The organism is Ensifer sp. Root423, from assembly GCF_001426275.1.
Taxonomy (GTDB): Bacteria; Pseudomonadota; Alphaproteobacteria; order Rhizobiales; family Rhizobiaceae; genus Ensifer; species Ensifer adhaerens.
The window spans coordinates 38,348-54,787 of record NZ_LMEG01000045.1 but is presented as its reverse complement, the minus strand read 5'-3'; the positions used below and the strand labels follow the sequence as shown (position 1 = coordinate 54,787).

The 16,440-nt window shown below is 61.7% G+C and carries 18 protein-coding genes; 10 read left to right on the top strand and 8 right to left on the bottom strand.

Annotated features, from left to right (window positions below; all coding sequences use genetic code 11):
• Window positions 1-77: 77 nt before the first annotated feature.
• Together speB and ASD01_RS28895 are read right to left on the bottom strand one after the other, a co-directional pair.
• Entirely contained in the window at window positions 78-1,040 is a 963-nt protein-coding gene (gene speB, locus ASD01_RS28900) for an agmatinase (RefSeq protein WP_034803674.1), read from the bottom strand.
• A gap of 127 nt (window positions 1,041-1,167) precedes the next feature.
• Window positions 1,168-1,959: a phenylalanine 4-monooxygenase gene (locus ASD01_RS28895; protein WP_034803671.1), complete on the bottom strand. Its 792-nt coding sequence runs from the start codon at window positions 1,957-1,959 to the stop codon at window positions 1,168-1,170.
• Window positions 1,960-2,072: 113 nt separating this feature from the next.
• Between ASD01_RS28895 and ASD01_RS28890 the strand changes: the two genes are divergently transcribed.
• On the top strand, window positions 2,073-2,546 hold the full coding sequence (locus ASD01_RS28890) for an Lrp/AsnC family transcriptional regulator (protein WP_060644831.1): 474 nt from the start codon (window positions 2,073-2,075) through the stop codon (window positions 2,544-2,546).
• A 35-nt stretch (window positions 2,547-2,581) separates the two neighbouring features.
• On the opposite strand, the gene ASD01_RS28885 is transcribed toward ASD01_RS28890, so the two are convergent.
• The 4 genes from ASD01_RS28885 to ASD01_RS28870 all read right to left on the bottom strand — a co-directional run bounded on the left by ASD01_RS28885 (window position 2,582) and on the right by ASD01_RS28870 (window position 4,601).
• On the bottom strand, window positions 2,582-2,920 hold the full coding sequence (locus tag ASD01_RS28885; protein WP_034803669.1) for an antibiotic biosynthesis monooxygenase family protein: 339 nt from the start codon (window positions 2,918-2,920) through the stop codon (window positions 2,582-2,584).
• A 90-nt stretch (window positions 2,921-3,010) separates the two neighbouring features.
• The gene (rpsI, locus tag ASD01_RS28880) at window positions 3,011-3,478 is read right to left on the bottom strand and encodes a 30S ribosomal protein S9 (RefSeq protein WP_034803667.1); all 468 of its coding nucleotides are present in this window, start codon (window positions 3,476-3,478) and stop codon (window positions 3,011-3,013) included.
• Window positions 3,479-3,480: 2 nt separating this feature from the next.
• Window positions 3,481-3,945, bottom strand: a complete 465-nt coding sequence (gene rplM, locus ASD01_RS28875) for a 50S ribosomal protein L13 (protein WP_034803665.1) — start codon at window positions 3,943-3,945, stop codon at window positions 3,481-3,483.
• A gap of 224 nt (window positions 3,946-4,169) precedes the next feature.
• Window positions 4,170-4,601 (bottom strand): PaaI family thioesterase, encoded by a 432-nt coding sequence (locus tag ASD01_RS28870; protein ID WP_034803663.1) that lies wholly within the window; start codon window positions 4,599-4,601, stop codon window positions 4,170-4,172.
• A 166-nt stretch (window positions 4,602-4,767) separates the two neighbouring features.
• Here ASD01_RS28870 and ASD01_RS28865 point away from each other — a divergent pair, with 166 nt between their 5' ends.
• The gene (locus ASD01_RS28865) at window positions 4,768-5,589 is read left to right on the top strand and encodes an enoyl-CoA hydratase (RefSeq protein ID WP_034803661.1); all 822 of its coding nucleotides are present in this window, start codon (window positions 4,768-4,770) and stop codon (window positions 5,587-5,589) included.
• A gap of 3 nt (window positions 5,590-5,592) precedes the next feature.
• On the opposite strand, the gene ASD01_RS28860 is transcribed toward ASD01_RS28865, so the two are convergent.
• Window positions 5,593-6,429: a DMT family transporter gene (locus ASD01_RS28860; protein WP_034804240.1), complete on the bottom strand. Its 837-nt coding sequence runs from the start codon at window positions 6,427-6,429 to the stop codon at window positions 5,593-5,595.
• 186 nt (window positions 6,430-6,615) lie between these two features.
• Here ASD01_RS28860 and ASD01_RS28855 point away from each other — a divergent pair, with 186 nt between their 5' ends.
• The 3 genes from ASD01_RS28855 (at window position 6,616) to ASD01_RS28845 (ending at window position 8,927) form a co-directional block, all read left to right on the top strand.
• Window positions 6,616-7,044, top strand: a complete 429-nt coding sequence (locus ASD01_RS28855) for a CoA-binding protein (protein ID WP_034803659.1) — start codon at window positions 6,616-6,618, stop codon at window positions 7,042-7,044.
• 204 nt (window positions 7,045-7,248) lie between these two features.
• A complete protein-coding gene (locus tag ASD01_RS28850; RefSeq protein ID WP_034803656.1) occupies window positions 7,249-8,532 on the top strand; it encodes an O-acetylhomoserine aminocarboxypropyltransferase in 1,284 nt (427 codons plus the stop codon).
• Window positions 8,533-8,582: 50 nt separating this feature from the next.
• The gene (locus ASD01_RS28845; protein ID WP_034803653.1) at window positions 8,583-8,927 is read left to right on the top strand and encodes a cupin domain-containing protein; all 345 of its coding nucleotides are present in this window, start codon (window positions 8,583-8,585) and stop codon (window positions 8,925-8,927) included.
• A gap of 35 nt (window positions 8,928-8,962) precedes the next feature.
• Here the strand turns inward: ASD01_RS28845 and ASD01_RS28840 are convergent, their stop codons facing one another.
• Window positions 8,963-10,201 carry a cytochrome P450 gene (locus tag ASD01_RS28840; RefSeq protein WP_034803650.1) on the bottom strand — a complete coding sequence of 413 codons (1,239 nt, stop codon included), beginning with the start codon at window positions 10,199-10,201 and terminating at the stop codon, window positions 8,963-8,965.
• A gap of 205 nt (window positions 10,202-10,406) precedes the next feature.
• On the opposite strand from ASD01_RS28840, the gene ASD01_RS28835 reads away from it, so the two are divergent.
• The 5 genes from ASD01_RS28835 (at window position 10,407) to clpX (ending at window position 16,132) form a co-directional block, all read left to right on the top strand.
• Entirely contained in the window at window positions 10,407-11,054 is a 648-nt protein-coding gene (locus tag ASD01_RS28835) for a VOC family protein (RefSeq protein WP_034803637.1), read from the top strand.
• Window positions 11,055-11,213: 159 nt separating this feature from the next.
• Entirely contained in the window at window positions 11,214-12,071 is an 858-nt protein-coding gene (locus ASD01_RS28830; RefSeq protein WP_034803635.1) for an endonuclease/exonuclease/phosphatase family protein, read from the top strand.
• A gap of 19 nt (window positions 12,072-12,090) precedes the next feature.
• The gene (locus ASD01_RS28825; RefSeq protein ID WP_034803632.1) at window positions 12,091-13,650 is read left to right on the top strand and encodes a phospholipase D family protein; all 1,560 of its coding nucleotides are present in this window, start codon (window positions 12,091-12,093) and stop codon (window positions 13,648-13,650) included.
• A gap of 287 nt (window positions 13,651-13,937) precedes the next feature.
• On the top strand, window positions 13,938-14,570 hold the full coding sequence (locus tag ASD01_RS28820) for an ATP-dependent Clp protease proteolytic subunit (protein ID WP_034803630.1): 633 nt from the start codon (window positions 13,938-13,940) through the stop codon (window positions 14,568-14,570).
• 284 nt (window positions 14,571-14,854) lie between these two features.
• Window positions 14,855-16,132: an ATP-dependent Clp protease ATP-binding subunit ClpX gene (clpX, locus tag ASD01_RS28815; protein ID WP_034803621.1), complete on the top strand. Its 1,278-nt coding sequence runs from the start codon at window positions 14,855-14,857 to the stop codon at window positions 16,130-16,132.
• Window positions 16,133-16,440: the final 308 nt, after the last annotated feature.

Genomic DNA, 16,440 nt, shown 5'->3' with positions numbered 1-16,440 from the left:
TCTCAACGGGCCGGCGGAACGCCGCCAAACCCACCTGTTCCTATATAAGCAGCGGCCATTCATCGCAACGGCAGCGCTCAGCGAAGCGGCGCACGCTCGGCAAGCTTCTCCGCATGCAGGCCCAACATATACATCGCGACCGTCGCACCGGCGATTGCGGTGACGTCGGCATGGTCGTAGGCTGGCGCCACTTCGACGACGTCGCTGCCGACCACCGTCAGCGCCCCGAGCTTGCGCAGCACCGAAAGGATCTTGGCGCTCGACGGGCCGCCGGCGACCGGGGTGCCGGTGCCGGGCGCATAGGCCGGGTCGAGGCAGTCAATATCAAAGGTCAGATAGGCCTTGCGTTCGCCAACCTGCCTTATGATCGTCTCGGCGATCTCGGCAGCGCTCATCTCTTCGACGTCGTAGCCATAGAGAATGCGGATGCCGCAATCCTCGGGCGCGTGCGTGCGGATGCCGATCTGGATCGAGGCATCTGTATCGATCAGGCCCTCGCGCGCCGCACGGCCGACAAAGGAGCCGTGGTCGATGCGACCGCGTTCATCCGGCCAGGTATCCTGGTGGGCGTCGAACTGGACGAGGGCGAGGGGGCCGTGCAGAGCCGCCTGCGCCTTCAGGATCGGGTAGGTGACGAAGTGGTCGCCGCCGAGCGTCTGCAGATAGGCGCCGCTCCTGATGATCTTAGTCGCTTCGCGTTCGATCGTTGCCGGCGTCTTCGAATGATTGCCGTAGTCGAGCAGGCAGTCGCCATAGTCGACCGTCGCCATCTCCGCGAAGAGATCGCGGTCGAACGGGTACTGCGGATCGTTGTCGAAGATTGCCGAGGCGCGGCGGATCGCCTGCGGCCCGAAGCGCGCGCCGGGGCGGTTCGAAGTGGCGGCGTCGAAGGGAATGCCCCAGACGACGGCATCGACACCCTTCAACTGCTTCGAATATTTGCGGCGCATGAAGGAGAGAATCCCGGCATGGGTCGGATCGGACGCCGCCGATGTGAGTGAGCGCGCCGTCAGCGCATGATCGATCGTCCTGTTCGCCATATCCCGCCTCTGCCTCGGAGCCGGAAAGCGCGCATCCTCTGCGCGCATCCCGCTCAAACCTGTGGTGGCGGAAGGTTGGACAATCGTTGCCGGCAAGGCAAGGCCCTGCCGGCCGTTTCTTCGGCGATTACGAGGCCTTGGCTTCGTAGGTCGGGGCGAAGTCGCCAAGCGCCTTGGCTTCGGTGATGCGCGCGGCGATATCCTCTTCGATGATCGTTTCCAGCTGGGCGAAACTGTCGATCACGTAATAGATCGGCTGGACGATATCGATGCGATAGGGTGTACGCAGCACAGTCATCAGGTCGAACGGGCGGAACTCGACGCCTGGAGTTCCCATCGCATTCCGTGTCTCGTTAGGCGAAGACACGATGCCGGCGCCATAGCAGCGGCGGCCCTTCGACGTGTTGATCAGCCCGAACTCGACGGTGAACCAGAAGATCCGGAACATGTGCCAGGAATAGCCCTTGCCTAGCGAAACCGCCTTTTCGCCGAAGCGACGGACGAAGTTGGCGTAGCTCTGGTTGGTCAGTAGCGGGCAGTGACCGAAGACCTCGTGGAAGATGTCGGGTTCTTCGATGTAATCGATATGCTCGCGGCGGCGAATGAAGGTCGCCAGCGGAAACTTGCCTTGGGACAGCAGTTCGTAGAAGCGGGACGGCGGAATGAGGGCGGGAACACCTTCGACACCGAAGCCGGTGGTTTCGGCAAGGCGGCGGTTCACGTCCTTCAACTGCGGCACGTGGTCAGGGCCGAGATCGAGCGTCTTGGCGCCCTCGAGGTATTCGTCGCACGCCTTGTCGGCCAGAAGTTTCATCTGCCGCTGGTACAGCTCGCCCCAGATCGCATCTTCTTCCGGGGTATAGTGATAGGTGCCGTCCGGTTCCGGCAGTTTGGCCGTGTAGCTGCTTTCCTTCGTCATGACGTCTCCTCATTCGTCAGATGAACTCTCCTGTTGCAATTGTATCGCGGATGGAGCGAGTATTTGTTCCACAGTTGCCACGTTGACGCCTGATCGCGGGAGGAAAATTCGAAATGCCGTCCGATGTGAAAGAAAGTCTTCAGCCTGTGCGAAAGCTGCTGCGGCTCATTCAGGCCGATAGCGGCCAGTCGCTCGCCGATCTCGCGGAGAAAGCCGGCATGTCGCAAAGCTCGGCCTGGCGGCGGCTGCAGGAACTGGAGACGGATGGCGTCATTCGCAAGCGCGTGGCGCTGCTCGATCCGGCAAAGCTCGACTTGAAACTCTGTATCATCGCCCATGTGACGCTCGAAGATCATCACGACGAGGCGATTGCCGCCTTTTCCGCCGTCGTGCGCGACCGGCCGGAGATCATGGAGTGCTACGCTCTATCCGGCACATTCGACTACATGCTGAAGATCCGCGCCAATGACGTCGAAAGCTACGATACCTTCATGACGCGCTATCTGATGCGCAATCCCCATGTGCGCACCGTGGTGTCGAGCTTCGTCCTGCGCGAACTCAAGTCGACGACGGAGTTGCCGATTTAGCCCGCTTGTGGCGGCGACCGTGCGCAGCCGCAGAACTAGGGGCGTTCGAAACCGTATTGGCGCTCGATCTTGCCCACACGAACCTGATAATCCTCGTACCAGCGCTCGCGGCCGAGGCGCTGGGCCGTCAGGTGGCGGACATTGTTTTTCCAGGCCGCGATGCTCTCCTCATCCGCCCAGTAGGAATTGGTTAGGCCGAAGCCGTCGGCGCCGCGCACGCTTTCGAGACCGAGAAAACCCGGCTGCTCGCGCGCAAGTCGCTCCATTTCGTCTCCCATGTTGTCGTAGCCGTGGTCGCCTGCCGTGCGCCGCGAGGCGAACGTGACGATGTAATAGGGCGGCGCTGGGGTCTTGGCGACGGGGGAGCTTGTCATGCTGTGCCTCGAGGGGTCGACGTTGCGGCGGATGATAACAAAAAAAGGCGGAGCAAAGCCCCGCCTTTCCAAGTGTCGCAGTTGAAGCGATTAACGCTTCGAGAACTGGAACGAACGACGTGCCTTCGCACGGCCGTACTTCTTACGCTCGACCACGCGGCTGTCGCGGGTGAGGAAGCCACCGCGCTTCAGGACCGAGCGCAGGCCCGGTTCGAAGTAGGTGAGTGCCTTGGAGATGCCGTGACGAACGGCACCGGCCTGGCCGGAAAGACCACCGCCAGCAACGGTCGCGTCGATGTCGAATTGGCCGTCACGGGCAGCAGCGACGATCGGCTGCTGCAGGATCATCTGCAGAACCGGACGGGCGAAGTAAGCCGCGTAGGGCTTGCCGTTGATGGTGATCTTGCCGGTGCCCGGCTTGACCCATACGCGGGCGACAGCGTCCTTACGCTTGCCGGTCGCGTAGGAGCGACCCTGGGCGTCGACCTTCTTGACGTGAACCGGAGCAGCCGGTTCCGCGGTCGTGGCGATTTCCTTGAGAGCGGAAAGGTCAGCCATTATCAGGCGCTCCTTGTGTTCTTGCTGTTCAGCTTGGCGACGTCGAGGACGGCCGGCTGCTGTGCTTCATGCGGGTGGTTGGCGCCTGCGTATACGCGCAGGTTCTTCATCTGGCGACGGCCAAGCGGACCGCGCGGAACCATGCGCTCGACGGCCTTCTCGATGACGCGCTCCGGAAAGCGGCCTTCGATGATCTGGCGCGCGGTGCGCTCCTTGATGCCGCCGGGGTAGCCGGTGTGCCAGTAGTACTTCTTGTCGGTGTACTTCTTGCCCGTCAGAACTGCCTTCTCGGCGTTGATGACGATGACGTTGTCGCCGTCGTCAACATGCGGGGTGAAGGTAGCTTTGTGCTTGCCGCGCAGGCGGTTTGCGATGAGGGAAGCGAGGCGACCAACAACGAGGCCTTCGGCGTCGATGATGATCCACTTCTTCTCCACCTCTGCAGGCTTCTGAATGAAGGTTGCCATATCAAAATCTTTCTTTGGACCCGAGCGGCGAACCGCTGGGCGTTTCTTGTTGCTTGGTTTTGTCCAGTTTCCCGGGCAAAAGAGAAAGCGGCCCTCAGAGGACCGCGATCTGCGGCAGCTTATACGCAAGTGCGAAACAAGCGTCAAGAACGCGAAATCTGCGACATGGAAATAAAGATAAGCAAAAACAATATGTTATATGTATGGTATTTTGATACCACAAATTATCGCGGCGGAATCGAATAGGTCGCTGTGGCATGCGCAACGAGGTCGTCGTCGCCAACCTTGACGATCGACGCGTCGAGAACGGCGAGCCGCTTGCCGAGTTTGAGGATGCGGCAGGTGCATTCGAGCGGTTCCGGCTCGGGCTTGCGCAGGAAGTTGATGTTGAGATTGGTGGTGACGGCAAGCGCAACCGGTCCGATATGGGCGATCAATGCGACATAGGCCGAGACGTCCGCGAGCGCGAAAAGCGTAGGGCCGGAAACCGTGCCGCCTGGCCGGATATGCCGTTCGTTCGGATCGAGCCGCATGGTGGCAAAGCCGGGTCCAACAGCCGTGACATGGAAGACCTTGCCGTCGGTATGGACCTGCGGGAAATCCGTGTCGAGAAATCGGTTGAGGTCGTCGACGGTCATGATCGGCTCGATGGTCATGCATTCTATCCTTCAACATGTCTGTCCGTCACCTGAAACCGGCTGGTGGCCGGACGCAAGGCGGAAAATGGTCGTAGGCGGAATGCGTCACCGGGGTGTGCTGTCGGCTTGCACGGCACGCGTGGCCGGCGTACCACCAACCAAATTCAAGTTTCAGGAGAAGAAGATGGCCGACGTCGTGTCGTTCAAGAAGGAAGAGCCGAACGGCCTGCTGCTGCGTGAACAGTCAGGGCCCGTCTTGCGGCTGACGCTCAACAACCCGCCGGCCAACGTGCTGTCGATCGCCATGATGGAGGCGCTGCACGCCGAGTTCGATGCGGTCGCCACCGCCAAGGACATCAGGGTCGTCGTGCTCGCCGCCACGGGCAAGCTGTTTTCCGCCGGTCACGATCTGAAAGAAATGACTGCGCACCGCGAAGACGACGACCGGGGCAGGGCCTTCTTCGAACGGACGATCCGCCTCTGCGGCGATCTCATGCTGAAAATCACCCGGCTGCCGCAGGCCGTCATCGCCGAGATCGATGGTTTGGCTACGGCAGCTGGCTGCCAGCTCGTCGCAAGCTGTGACCTCGCGATCTGCACTGACAGCTCCACCTTCTGCACGCCCGGTGTCAATATCGGCCTCTTCTGCTCGACGCCGATGGTCGCGCTCACGCGTGCGGCACATCGCAAGCAGGCGATGGAAATGCTGCTCACCGGCGAGACCATCGACGCTTCGACCGCCAAGGATTTCGGTCTCGTCAACCGCATCGTACCGCAGCAGTACCTGCGCCAGGTGGTCGACAAATACGCAGCAGTCATTGCCTCGAAGTCGCCGCAGGCGCTGAAGATCGGCAAGGAGGCCTTCTATCGCCAGGCGGAGATGGACCTGCCAGAGGCCTACGACTATGCCGTCGGCGTCATGGTCGAGAACATGCTCGCGCGCGATGCCGAGGACGGTATCGGCGCATTCCTCGGCAAGCGCATGCCGGAATGGAAGGAAGACTGACGCTCAGGCGAGCTTCAGGAGCAGGGCGCCGAGCGCGATGACGCAGGCCGCTGCGATGCGCCAGACGCTGACCGGTTCCTTGAGGAACACGACCGAGATCACCACGGCAAAGAGGATCGAGGTCTCGCGGAGTGCCGCGACGGTTGCAACCGGCGCCTTGGTCATCGCCCAGAGCGCCAAGCCATAGGCGCCGATCGAGCCGGCGCCGCCGATGAGGCCCCGCCACCAGTTCTTGTAGACGTGGCGGGCGACCGGCTTGATGCCGCGCCGGGCAAAGGCCCAGGTGAAAAGCAGAACCGGCGGCAGCAGCGCCATCCACAGCGTGTAGGAGATCGCATTGCCCGAGACGCGCGCGCCGATGCCGTCGACAAAGGTGTAACTTGCGATGACGCAGGCATTGAGCAGCGCAAGCACGATCGCGTTCTTGCCGCCCTTGCGCGACTCGAAGGCGAGCGTCAGCACCCCGGCAGAGATCGTTAGGATACCGATCATCGTTCCGAAGGTGAGCTTTTCGCCGATCAACGCCCCACTGGTCATCGCGACGATCAACGGCGCCGCTCCGCGCATCAGCGGATAGACAAGGCCGATGTCGCCGGCGCGATAGGATGCGGCGACGAGCTGGAAATAGGCGAACTGGAACAGTGCCGAAACCAGGATGTATGGCCACGCTTCCGGTTTGGGCAATGGCATGAACGGCAGGAAGGGGATGGCGACGGCTGCGGCCCCGAGCGCGATCATCGCAGCGTCGAGCGACTTTTCCGTTCCCGCCTTGACCAACGCATTCCAGGTCGCGTGCAACAACGCCCCGAACAGGACGAGCGCAATGACATCAAGCGGCAAGATTGAAACCTCGGAAACGGTGTAGCGGGCGTTGAGACGCTTGTCGCGCCGCACGGGCGCAAAAGCAACCGGAAAGTCTTGCGGAAGCGGCAATCTTTGGCGGGGGACGAGCGGGCCGCACGGTTGACTTGGCCGGCCTCGCCATCATTATACGACCGTTTAACACGAACGGATCCGAAGCTGCAGATGAACCACGACGCTTACCCGGACTATTATCTCGCAGACATCCTGCGCGAGACCAAGACGATCGCCCTTGTCGGCGCTTCGCCGAATCCTGAGCGTCCGAGCCATCGGGTCATGGCGTTTCTGCTGCGCAAGGGCTACCGGGTAATCCCGATCAATCCCGGGCATGTCGGCAAGAGCATCCAAGGCCAGGCCGTGGTCGGCCGGCTCGCCGATATCAAGGAGCCGATCGATATGGTCGACGTCTTCCGCGCTGCCGACGCCCTGCCGGCGCTCGTCGACGAGATTCTCGCGTTGGAGACGCTGCCGAAGGCGATCTGGGGCCAGCTCTCCGTGCGCCATGACGGCGCTGCGGCGAAAGCGGAAGCCGCCGGCATCAAGGTGGTCATGGACCGCTGTCCGGCGATCGAGTACCCACGCCTGATCGGCTGATCTCGGGCGGCACATCGCCGGCGGACCATACAACCGTCAGTTCTTGAAAAATCCTCTTTGACCGCATGCGAAGGCTCTGGAATAGTGCCGCGGCTTGCGCGTGCAACTGCGCAGGTTCGATAGCGGTTCACGCGTAGATTCAAGGTGATAGAGCATCTCCGGCGCGCCGGTTGGCGGCCGCGCTCTGGTCACGGGAGGGACGAAATGACGAAAGACAATCCTGGTTTCAACACGCTCGCAATCCATGCGGGGGCGCAACCTGACCCAACCACGGGTGCACGGGCGACGCCGATCTACCAGACGACGAGCTTCGTCTTCAACGACACCGACCATGCGGCGGCACTCTTCGGTCTCCAGCAGTTCGGCAACATCTATACCCGCATCATGAACCCGACGCAGGCAGTGCTCGAAGAGCGTATTGCCGCGCTCGAAGGCGGCACGGCGGCGCTCGCCGTCGCCTCCGGCCACGCCGCACAGCTCCTCGTCTTCCACACGATCATGAGCCCGGGCGACAATTTCATTGCCGCCAACCGGCTTTATGGCGGCTCGGTCAACCAGTTCGGCCACGCCTTCAAGTCCTTCGACTGGCAGGTCCGCTGGGCCGACCCTGCCGATCCGGCTTCCATTGAGGCGAAGATCGATCGGCGCACCAAGGCGATCTTCATCGAGAGCCTCGCCAATCCCGGCGGCACCTTCGTCGATATTGCCGCCATCGCCGAGGTTGCCCGCAAGCACGACCTGCCGCTGATCGTCGACAACACCATGGCCACACCTTACCTGTTGCGGCCGCTGGAGCATGGCGCCGATATCGTCGTGCATTCGCTGACGAAGTTCATCGGCGGCCACGGCAACTCCATGGGCGGCGTCATCGTCGATGGCGGCACCTTCGACTGGTCGAAGTCCGGCAAGTATCCGATGCTGTCCGAACCGCGTCCGGAGTATGCCGGCGTCGTGCTGCATCAGACCTTCGGTAACATCGCCTTCGCCATTGCCGCGCGTGTCCTCGGCCTGCGCGACTTCGGTCCGGCGATCTCGCCGTTCAATGCCTTCATGCTGGTAACGGGCTCCGAAACGCTGCCGCTGCGCATGCAGCGCCATTGCGACAACGCACTTGCGGTCGCCAAGTGGCTGAAGACGCACGACAAGATTTCCTGGGTCAACTATGCCGGGCTGGAGGACGACCCGAACCACGCCCTGCAGCAGCGCTATTCGCCGAAGGGCGCCGGTGCCGTCTTCACCTTCGGGCTCAAGGGTGGCTACGAGGCGGGCAAGCGTTTCGTCGAGGGGCTGGAAATGTTCTCTCACCTCGCCAATATCGGCGACACGCGCTCGCTCGTCATTCACCCAGCCTCGACCACGCATCGCCAGCTCACGCCCGAGCAGCAGGTGGCGGCCGGTGCCGGCCCTGACGTCGTGCGCCTGTCGGTCGGCATTGAGGATGTTTCGGACATCATCGCCGATCTCGAACAGTCGTTGGCAAAGCTTTGAAACACTAGCTGCGAAGGGCGCGCCAGCGCGCCCTTCGCAAGGGTGCCAAGATGACGAATATGCAGAAGTTTGACCTGTCCACCGCCGAGGCGGAAATCGGTACGCCTGCGGCCGACCGGCTCATCTCAGGTGCGCCGCAGTTCAAGACCTGGAACCTTGAGGAGGCCGAAGGTGGTCTCTATGCCGGGGTCTGGGAATCGACGCCCGGCAAATGGCGGATCGTCTACGAGGAGTGGGAATACTTCCACATCCTCTCAGGCTATTCGATCGTCACGCAGGATGGCGGCGAAGCGGCGCATCTGCGCGCCGGCGACAGCATGATCCTGCGTCCCGGCTTTGAGGGCACCTGGGAGGTCGTGGAGACGACCCGCAAGGACTATGTCATCCGTCTGTGATCGCTGGGGCACCGGAGATCAGTCTTCGGTGCTCGTCACCAGACGAGGTCGAGGCGTTCCAGGCCGTGAAAATGGAACGCGTCCTTGACCTCGGGCTCGTTCTTCAGCCGCATGTTCGGCAGGCGCTGAAACAGAATAGGCAGCGCCAGATTGAGCTCCAGCCGGGCAAGCGGCGCGCCGATACAGAAATGCAGGCCCGCTCCGAAAGAGACATTGGCGCCTTCGTCGCGCGTCGGCCGGAACGCGTTCGGTCCGGTGAACTTCTTCGGGTCCACGTTCGCCGCTCCGAGCAGCAGGCCGATCTTGTCGCCCTTTCGCAGAGTGACGCCTTCATCGAGTTCGATATCCGAGAGCGCATAACGCTGGAAAATATGCAGCGGTGCCGCAAAGCGCAGACACTCCTCCACCGTCAGCGCGGTTGCCGTCTCCGTGGCAAACAGGTCTTTCGCCGGAAGCCCGGATTGCAGGATTGTCTTCACCGCGTTGCCGATCTGGTGCACGGTCGCCTCGTGACCTGCGTTGAGGAGGAGGGCGGTGGTCGAGACCAGCTCCGCCTCCGACAGCCGCTCGCCATCCTTTTCCGAGGTAATCATGTGCGTCAGCAGGTCGTCTGCGGGGGTGCGGCACTTCTCGGCGATGATGCCGCGCAGATAGTCGGCAAAATCTGCGGAGGCTTGGTTAGCGTCGAGTTCGGTCTCGTAGCTCGGGTTGAAGACATACATCCGAACCATGCGATGCGACCAGTCGAGCAGATCGGGCGCCGCTTCGACGGGAATGCCGAGCATGCGGGCGATGATGGTCACGGGAAGCGTTTCGGCAAAGCTTTTCAGCAGTTCGACCTCGCCGTCATCGGCAAAGCTGTCGATGAGGGCATGCGACAGTTGCTCGATGTCCGGCCGCAGCTGTTCGATCTGCCGCGAGACGAAGGCCCGGTTGACGAGCGTGCGCAGCCGCGTGTGCGCCGGTGGTTCGAGTTCCAGCAGCGAATGCGCTTCGAGCGCGTCGAAATCCTTCAGATGCGGCTTCGGCAGCGGCAGGCCGAGTTCGTCGCGTGTCGCCACATGCAGTATCTGCCGGCCGAAGCGTCGGTCGCGCAAAAGCGCGTTCACCAGGTCGTAGCCGGCGAAATACCATTGCTGACGTTCCTCCCAGAAGAAGGCCGGGCACTGCGCATGGATCTCGGCATAGGCTGCGAGCGGATCACGGTAGAAGGCTGGATCCCGCGCGTCGATGGAAACGCGCCTCAGCGTGCGGTCGATGGAAATGGCAGGCATGGCAGCGGCTCTTCGCGGACTTCAATGGTCCCTATGTCTAAGGGAACCGCGGTTCGGCCGGCAAGGGCGGATATCGGCACCCGCCGCCATCGGGGCGTTGACAGCACGTGCCATGGCGGCCAATCTCTGCTGGCTGCGTAGGGCGCATCGGCAGAGGGCTGAAAGGGCAACGCCCGCCTACGGAACACAGACCGTAGTTGCGCCCATGCCAAACCTTGAAAACCTGAAGAAGCAAGCGAAGCAATACCTCAGATGGCATCGCGACCAATACTATCCGGTCGCAGCCGAGATCAGGGCTGCCTTGCCGCGCTTCCGCGATCTTGACGACGAGACTATTCTCAAGTCGGAGTTCAAGCTCGCCGACGCGCAGGAACTGATCGCGCGTCAATCGGGGTTCGACAGTTGGCAGGCGCTCAAATCAGGAGCCCTGACAATGACCATGCAATCCAAACCCGCCACACCGCAGCCGGTGCTGCAATCGACAGCCGCGCAGTTGTTCGTTGCCGATATCAGCGCCGCGTGCGACTTCTTCACCGAGAAGCTCGGCTTTGCGGTCGATTTCGTCTACGGCGATCCGCCCTTCTACGGGCAGGTGATCCGGGACAATGCTCGGCTCGCTCTGCGTCTCGTCTGCGAACCCGTCTTCGTCGGCGACATCCGGCAGCGCGAGCACCTGCTTTCCGCCTCCATCGCCCTCGATACCGCCAATGACATCAAGCAATTGTTCCTGAGCTACCAGTCGGCCGGGGTCTTTTTTCACCAAACGTTGCGCACGGAACCCTGGGGCGCACGGACGTTTATCGTGCTCGATCCCGACGGAAATCTGATCCTGTTTGCAGGGCCGGCCGATTGAACGAAAGCGCGGGAAGGGGCGCCGGTAGCGCGCGTTTGCTGCCGGCGTCCGTATCTCCAGGCGTGCTATCCGCGGGGAACAAACTTCCGCTTTCCTCCCTTTTTCTGTGGCACCAGGCGACCTATTTGCGCATGATGCGGCCAGCAAGCAGGGAGCGGCATGGGAAAAAACCAGTCCAGTCTATCGGCGGGGATCGTCGCTGCGATCCGCAAGAGACGCCCCACCGTCGTTCATCGCGAAGCCGCGGTCAGCCGTGGCGATATCGTAATCGCCTCCTACAACATTCACAAATGCGTCGGCACCGACGGGCGCTTCGACCCCGGTCGTACCGCCAATGTCATCGGTGAGTTGGGCGCAGATATCGTCGCGCTTCAGGAGGCCGACCAGCGGTTCGGTGAGCGTGCCGGTCTGCTCGATCTCGAGCATTTGCGCCGCGAGGCACACCTTGTTTCGGTGCCGATTTCCGGATTTTCGACCAAGGGGCATGGCTGGCACGGCAATGTCCTGCTGCTGCGTGAGGGCGCCGTTTCCGACGTGCGGCAGCTCAAGCTGCCCGGCGTGGAACCGCGCGGTGCGCTGGTCGTCGATCTCGATCTGAAAGTGGGGCCGCTGCGCATCATCGCCGCCCATCTAGGACTTCTGCGGCATTCGCGTGCCCAGCAGGCCGAGGCGATCCTCGAGGCAGCGTCCGACGCGAACGGGCGGCCGACGCTGCTCATCGGCGACCTTAATGAATGGCGGATGGGGCGGCGTTCGTCGCTGTCCTTCCTCAGCCCGGTATTCGATCCGTCCCACGCGACGGTCGCCAGTTTTCCCTCACGCTTTCCCCTGTTGCCGCTCGACCGTGTGCTCGGAAACCCGCATAGCCTGGTGACGTCGGTCGCCGTGCACGATTCGCCGTTGGCGCGGATTGCCTCGGATCATCTGCCGGTAAAGGCCTCGATCGACCTGAAGGCGGCGCAGCCGGAACAAAGAGACGGCCGACGGGTCGAAGCCGGGCGTACGGGGGCGGCCTAAAGGCACGGGCGAGTTTTCGATGGGATCCTCTATCCTGTTCACCGTTGCCGCCATCCTCGGACTGGTTGTGGCGACGGTTCTCTATGTCTACGGCCGGTTCGGCCGCCGCCCGCACGGGCCGCCGTCAAGCGCACTCCCGCTGGCCGATGCCGGCACGGAGCTCGACCGATATGTGGCGCCGCTCGTTGCGGGGCAGGCGGGTGCCAATGGGGTGGCGCTTGTTTCCGATAATATTGAGGCCCTGGTGGTCCGAGCGCACGCAGCACGGCGCGCCGGACGCAGCCTCGACCTGCAGTACTACTACTGGAAGGGCGACCTGACCGGTCTTCTTCTCGCCCGCGAGATCCTGGCCGCCGCGGACCGTGGCGTGCGCGTCCGGCTGCTGCTCGACGACATCAATGCGGGCATCCATGACCGAATGTGCATCGCGCTCGACGCCCATCCCCATATCGACGTACGGCTCTTCAATCCGAGCCGGGCGCGCACCGACCGCTTTCGCCGCGGCTTCGAAATGGCGATCCGCGCCTTCAGCGCCACGCGCCGCATGCACAACAAGCTCTGGGTAGCCGACGGCCGCGTTGCGATAGCCGGCGGCCGCAACATCGGAGACGCCTATTTCGATGCCGCCGAGCTCTCCAATTTCCGTGACCTCGATGTCTGGATGGTCGGACCCGTGCTGGAGCAGGCATCCGCCATGTTCGACCGCTACTGGAACAGCACATCCGTGCTCCCGATCGCGGCGCTGCGCACGCCGCGCAAGCAGTATCTGCCGGCACTGCGCGATTCCGTCGAAGGATTGGCGCGCACGCCGGCAGGCCGGTTCTATCTCGAGCGCGTCGACAAGGCGGTTGACGAGGCGGAGATCTACCAAGGCACACGGCGGCTTCACTGGAGTTCCGAGATCCGTCTGGCATCCGATCCGCCGGAAAAGGCGCTGATGCAGCGGCGCCAGAACTGGCTGTTGCGCGAACTCTTTCCGCTGATCGAGGCAGCCACGCGGGACTTGCGGATAATCTCGCCCTATTTCATTCCCGGCGTTGCCGGCACGCGGGAACTCGCCGCCATTGTTTCGCGCGGCGCTCGCGTGGCGGTCCTGACCAATTCGCTTGCAGCGACCGACGTTGCCGCCGTTCACGGCGGTTATGTCAAATATCGCCGGAAGCTCATCCGGGCCGGCGTCGCGCTCTTCGAGTTGAAGGAGCAGGGCGATGTCGCCGAGGGACACCGCATGACATTGTTCGGACGCCGCAACGCGAGCCTGCACAGCAAGGCGTTCGTGGTCGATGGCCTGAACGGTTTTGTCGGCTCGATGAACTTCGATCCGCGCTCCGCTTCACTCAACACGGAAATGGGCGTCGTCTTTCAGGATGCGGCACTCGCCGGCGAACTGGCTTCCATGTTCGAGGAGGAAACTTCGCCGTCGATCAGCTACCGGGTCGACATCGAAGGATCGCGTCTTGTCTGGCGTGATCGCGCCAATGGCTCCGAGCGGCTGGTGCGCCACGAGCCGGACGCGAGCCTGGCAAGGCGCATGATCGCCGGGGTAATCCGTGTGTTGCCGATCGAGTCGCAGCTGTGAACAGCGCCCAGGTTCGCGGATTTCCCCTTCGTTTACCGATATCACCGAAGCCTGTGTGCAGAGTTTGCGTCCATGGCCTCAACCGAGGATATCGATGGAAAAATGTTCTATCGCCAACCATGTGTGGAGGACGGCCGAACTTCGAAGCAAAGCGGACCTTCGATTAAGCTTATCGAAGCTTCGCGACTTGAAGTGAAGGGTGTTGACACTCTATGTAGGAGCAGAAGGTAAATCCCGTGATTCCCGGTTCGCAAAGGTTTTGCGAACCCGATTGATGAAGGTTCGATATGAGAAATCCCGTTGATACCGCCCTGGCACTGGTGCCGATGGTTGTTGAACAGACCAACCGCGGTGAACGTTCCTACGATATCTTTTCGCGCCTTCTGAAGGAGCGCATCATCTTCGTGACCGGCCCGGTCGAAGACCAGATGGCAACGCTCGTCTGCGCCCAGCTTCTTTTCCTTGAAGCAGAAAACCCTAAGAAGGAAATCGCGCTCTACATCAATTCGCCGGGCGGCGTCGTCACGTCGGGCATGGCGATCTACGACACGATGCAGTTCATCAAGCCGGCCGTTTCGACGCTCTGCGTCGGTCAGGCCGCCTCGATGGGTTCGCTGCTCCTGGCCGCCGGCCACAAGGACATGCGTTTCGCGACGCCGAACGCGCGCATCATGGTTCACCAGCCCTCGGGCGGTTTCCAGGGCCAGGCCTCGGATATCGAGCGCCACGCCAAGGACATCCTGAAGATGAAGCGCCGCCTCAACGAGGTCTACGTCAAGCACTGCGGACGGACCTATGAAGAGGTTGAGCAGACGCTCGATCGCGATCATTTCATGAATGCGGACGAAGCTCTGAGCTGGGGCCTTGTCGACAAGGTTCTGACCTCGCGCGAAGAGATCGAGGGCGGCGAGCAGGCCTGATAACGCGCATTTGTGTCGGGATAGATGTAATTGTGACACAATTGTAATGGCTCAAGGGCTTTATCGACAGGGTAAAGCCGGTAATATGAACCATTAATGCTATGTTGGAATCTGTCAGCGTAGTGTTCGTTCGGAGTTGGGAGAGTCGTTGCGACTGCGTCGGGCGTTTACGCCTGGGGCGGTGAGTACTCCCGGAAGCCCTGTTTGAGGTTGAGGCTCAGGGCAAATTGAGTGGTCCGCGATACTTATCTTGAAAGTGTCCGGCGTGCTGGAAGGAAGTGGAAATGAGCAAGGTCAGCGGAAGCAACGGCGGTGACTCGAAGAATACACTTTATTGTTCGTTCTGCGGCAAGAGCCAGCACGAAGTCCGAAAACTGATTGCCGGACCGACCGTGTTCATCTGCGATGAATGCGTCGAACTGTGCATGGATATCATTCGCGAAGAGAACAAGACCTCGATGGTCAAGTCCCGCGACGGTGTTCCGACGCCTCAGGAAATCATCAAGGTTCTGGACGAATACGTCATCGGCCAGCAGCAGGCGAAGCGCATCCTTTCGGTCGCCGTTCACAACCATTACAAGCGCCTGGCGCACGCCGCCAAGGGCAGCGACGTCGAGCTTGCGAAGTCGAACATCATGCTGGTCGGCCCGACCGGCTGCGGCAAGACCTATCTCGCCCAGACGCTCGCCCGCATCATCGACGTGCCGTTCACCATGGCCGACGCAACGACGCTGACCGAAGCCGGTTATGTCGGTGAAGACGTCGAGAACATTATCCTGAAGCTGCTTCAGGCTGCCGACTACAACGTCGAGCGCGCCCAGCGCGGCATCGTCTACATCGACGAAGTCGACAAGATTTCGCGCAAGTCCGACAACCCGTCGATAACCCGCGACGTATCGGGCGAGGGCGTGCAGCAGGCGCTTCTGAAGATCATGGAAGGCACGGTTGCCTCGGTACCACCGCAGGGCGGCCGCAAGCATCCGCAGCAGGAATTCCTGCAGGTGGATACGACCAACATCCTGTTCATCTGCGGCGGTGCCTTTGCCGGCCTCGACAAGATCATCTCCGCCCGTGGCGAGAAGACCTCGATCGGTTTCGGCGCAACGGTCCGCTCGCCGGAAGATCGCCGTGTCGGCGAAGTTCTGCGCGAACTGGAGCCGGAAGATCTCGTCAAGTTCGGCCTGATCCCGGAATTCATCGGTCGTCTGCCGGTTCTGGCGACGCTGGAAGATCTCGATGAAGATGCGCTGATCCAGATCCTATCCGAGCCGAAGAACGCTCTGATCAAGCAGTACCAGCGCCTGTTCGAGATGGAAGACGTCGAACTGACCTTCCACGAGGACGCGCTTCGCGAGATCGCGCGTCGGGCGATCGTGCGCAAGACCGGTGCCCGTGGCCTTCGCTCCATCATGGAGAAGATCCTGCTCGACACCATGTTCGAGCTGCCGACGCTCGAAGGCGTGCGCGAAGTGGTCATCTCGGACGAGGTGGTCAAGGGCGCTGCCCGGCCGCTCTACATCTACTCGGAACGGTCGGACGAAAAGACCAACGTTTCGGCCTGAGCGTCCTGAATTACCCTTTGAGAAGCCCGCCTCGTGCGGGCTTTTTCATGTCTGCTTCATGTGTTCACACTTAGCTGTTGAGACACCTGCGCCGGGGCGCAGATTTCACAATTCGATTGTTGCTAAAGTGCCGCAAACAACGCAATGATGTGACGATTCAATGAAGGACCTTAATGGTTGCGGTCCATGAGCTTGTAGTCCGTCGCAAGGTCCGCAACAGCATTGATGCGTAGTCAGAAGGACCCGGCCACTGTTTGTGGATGTCTGCGTCGAGCCTTGAAATGGACGCGGTCGCACTCCACTTTCAT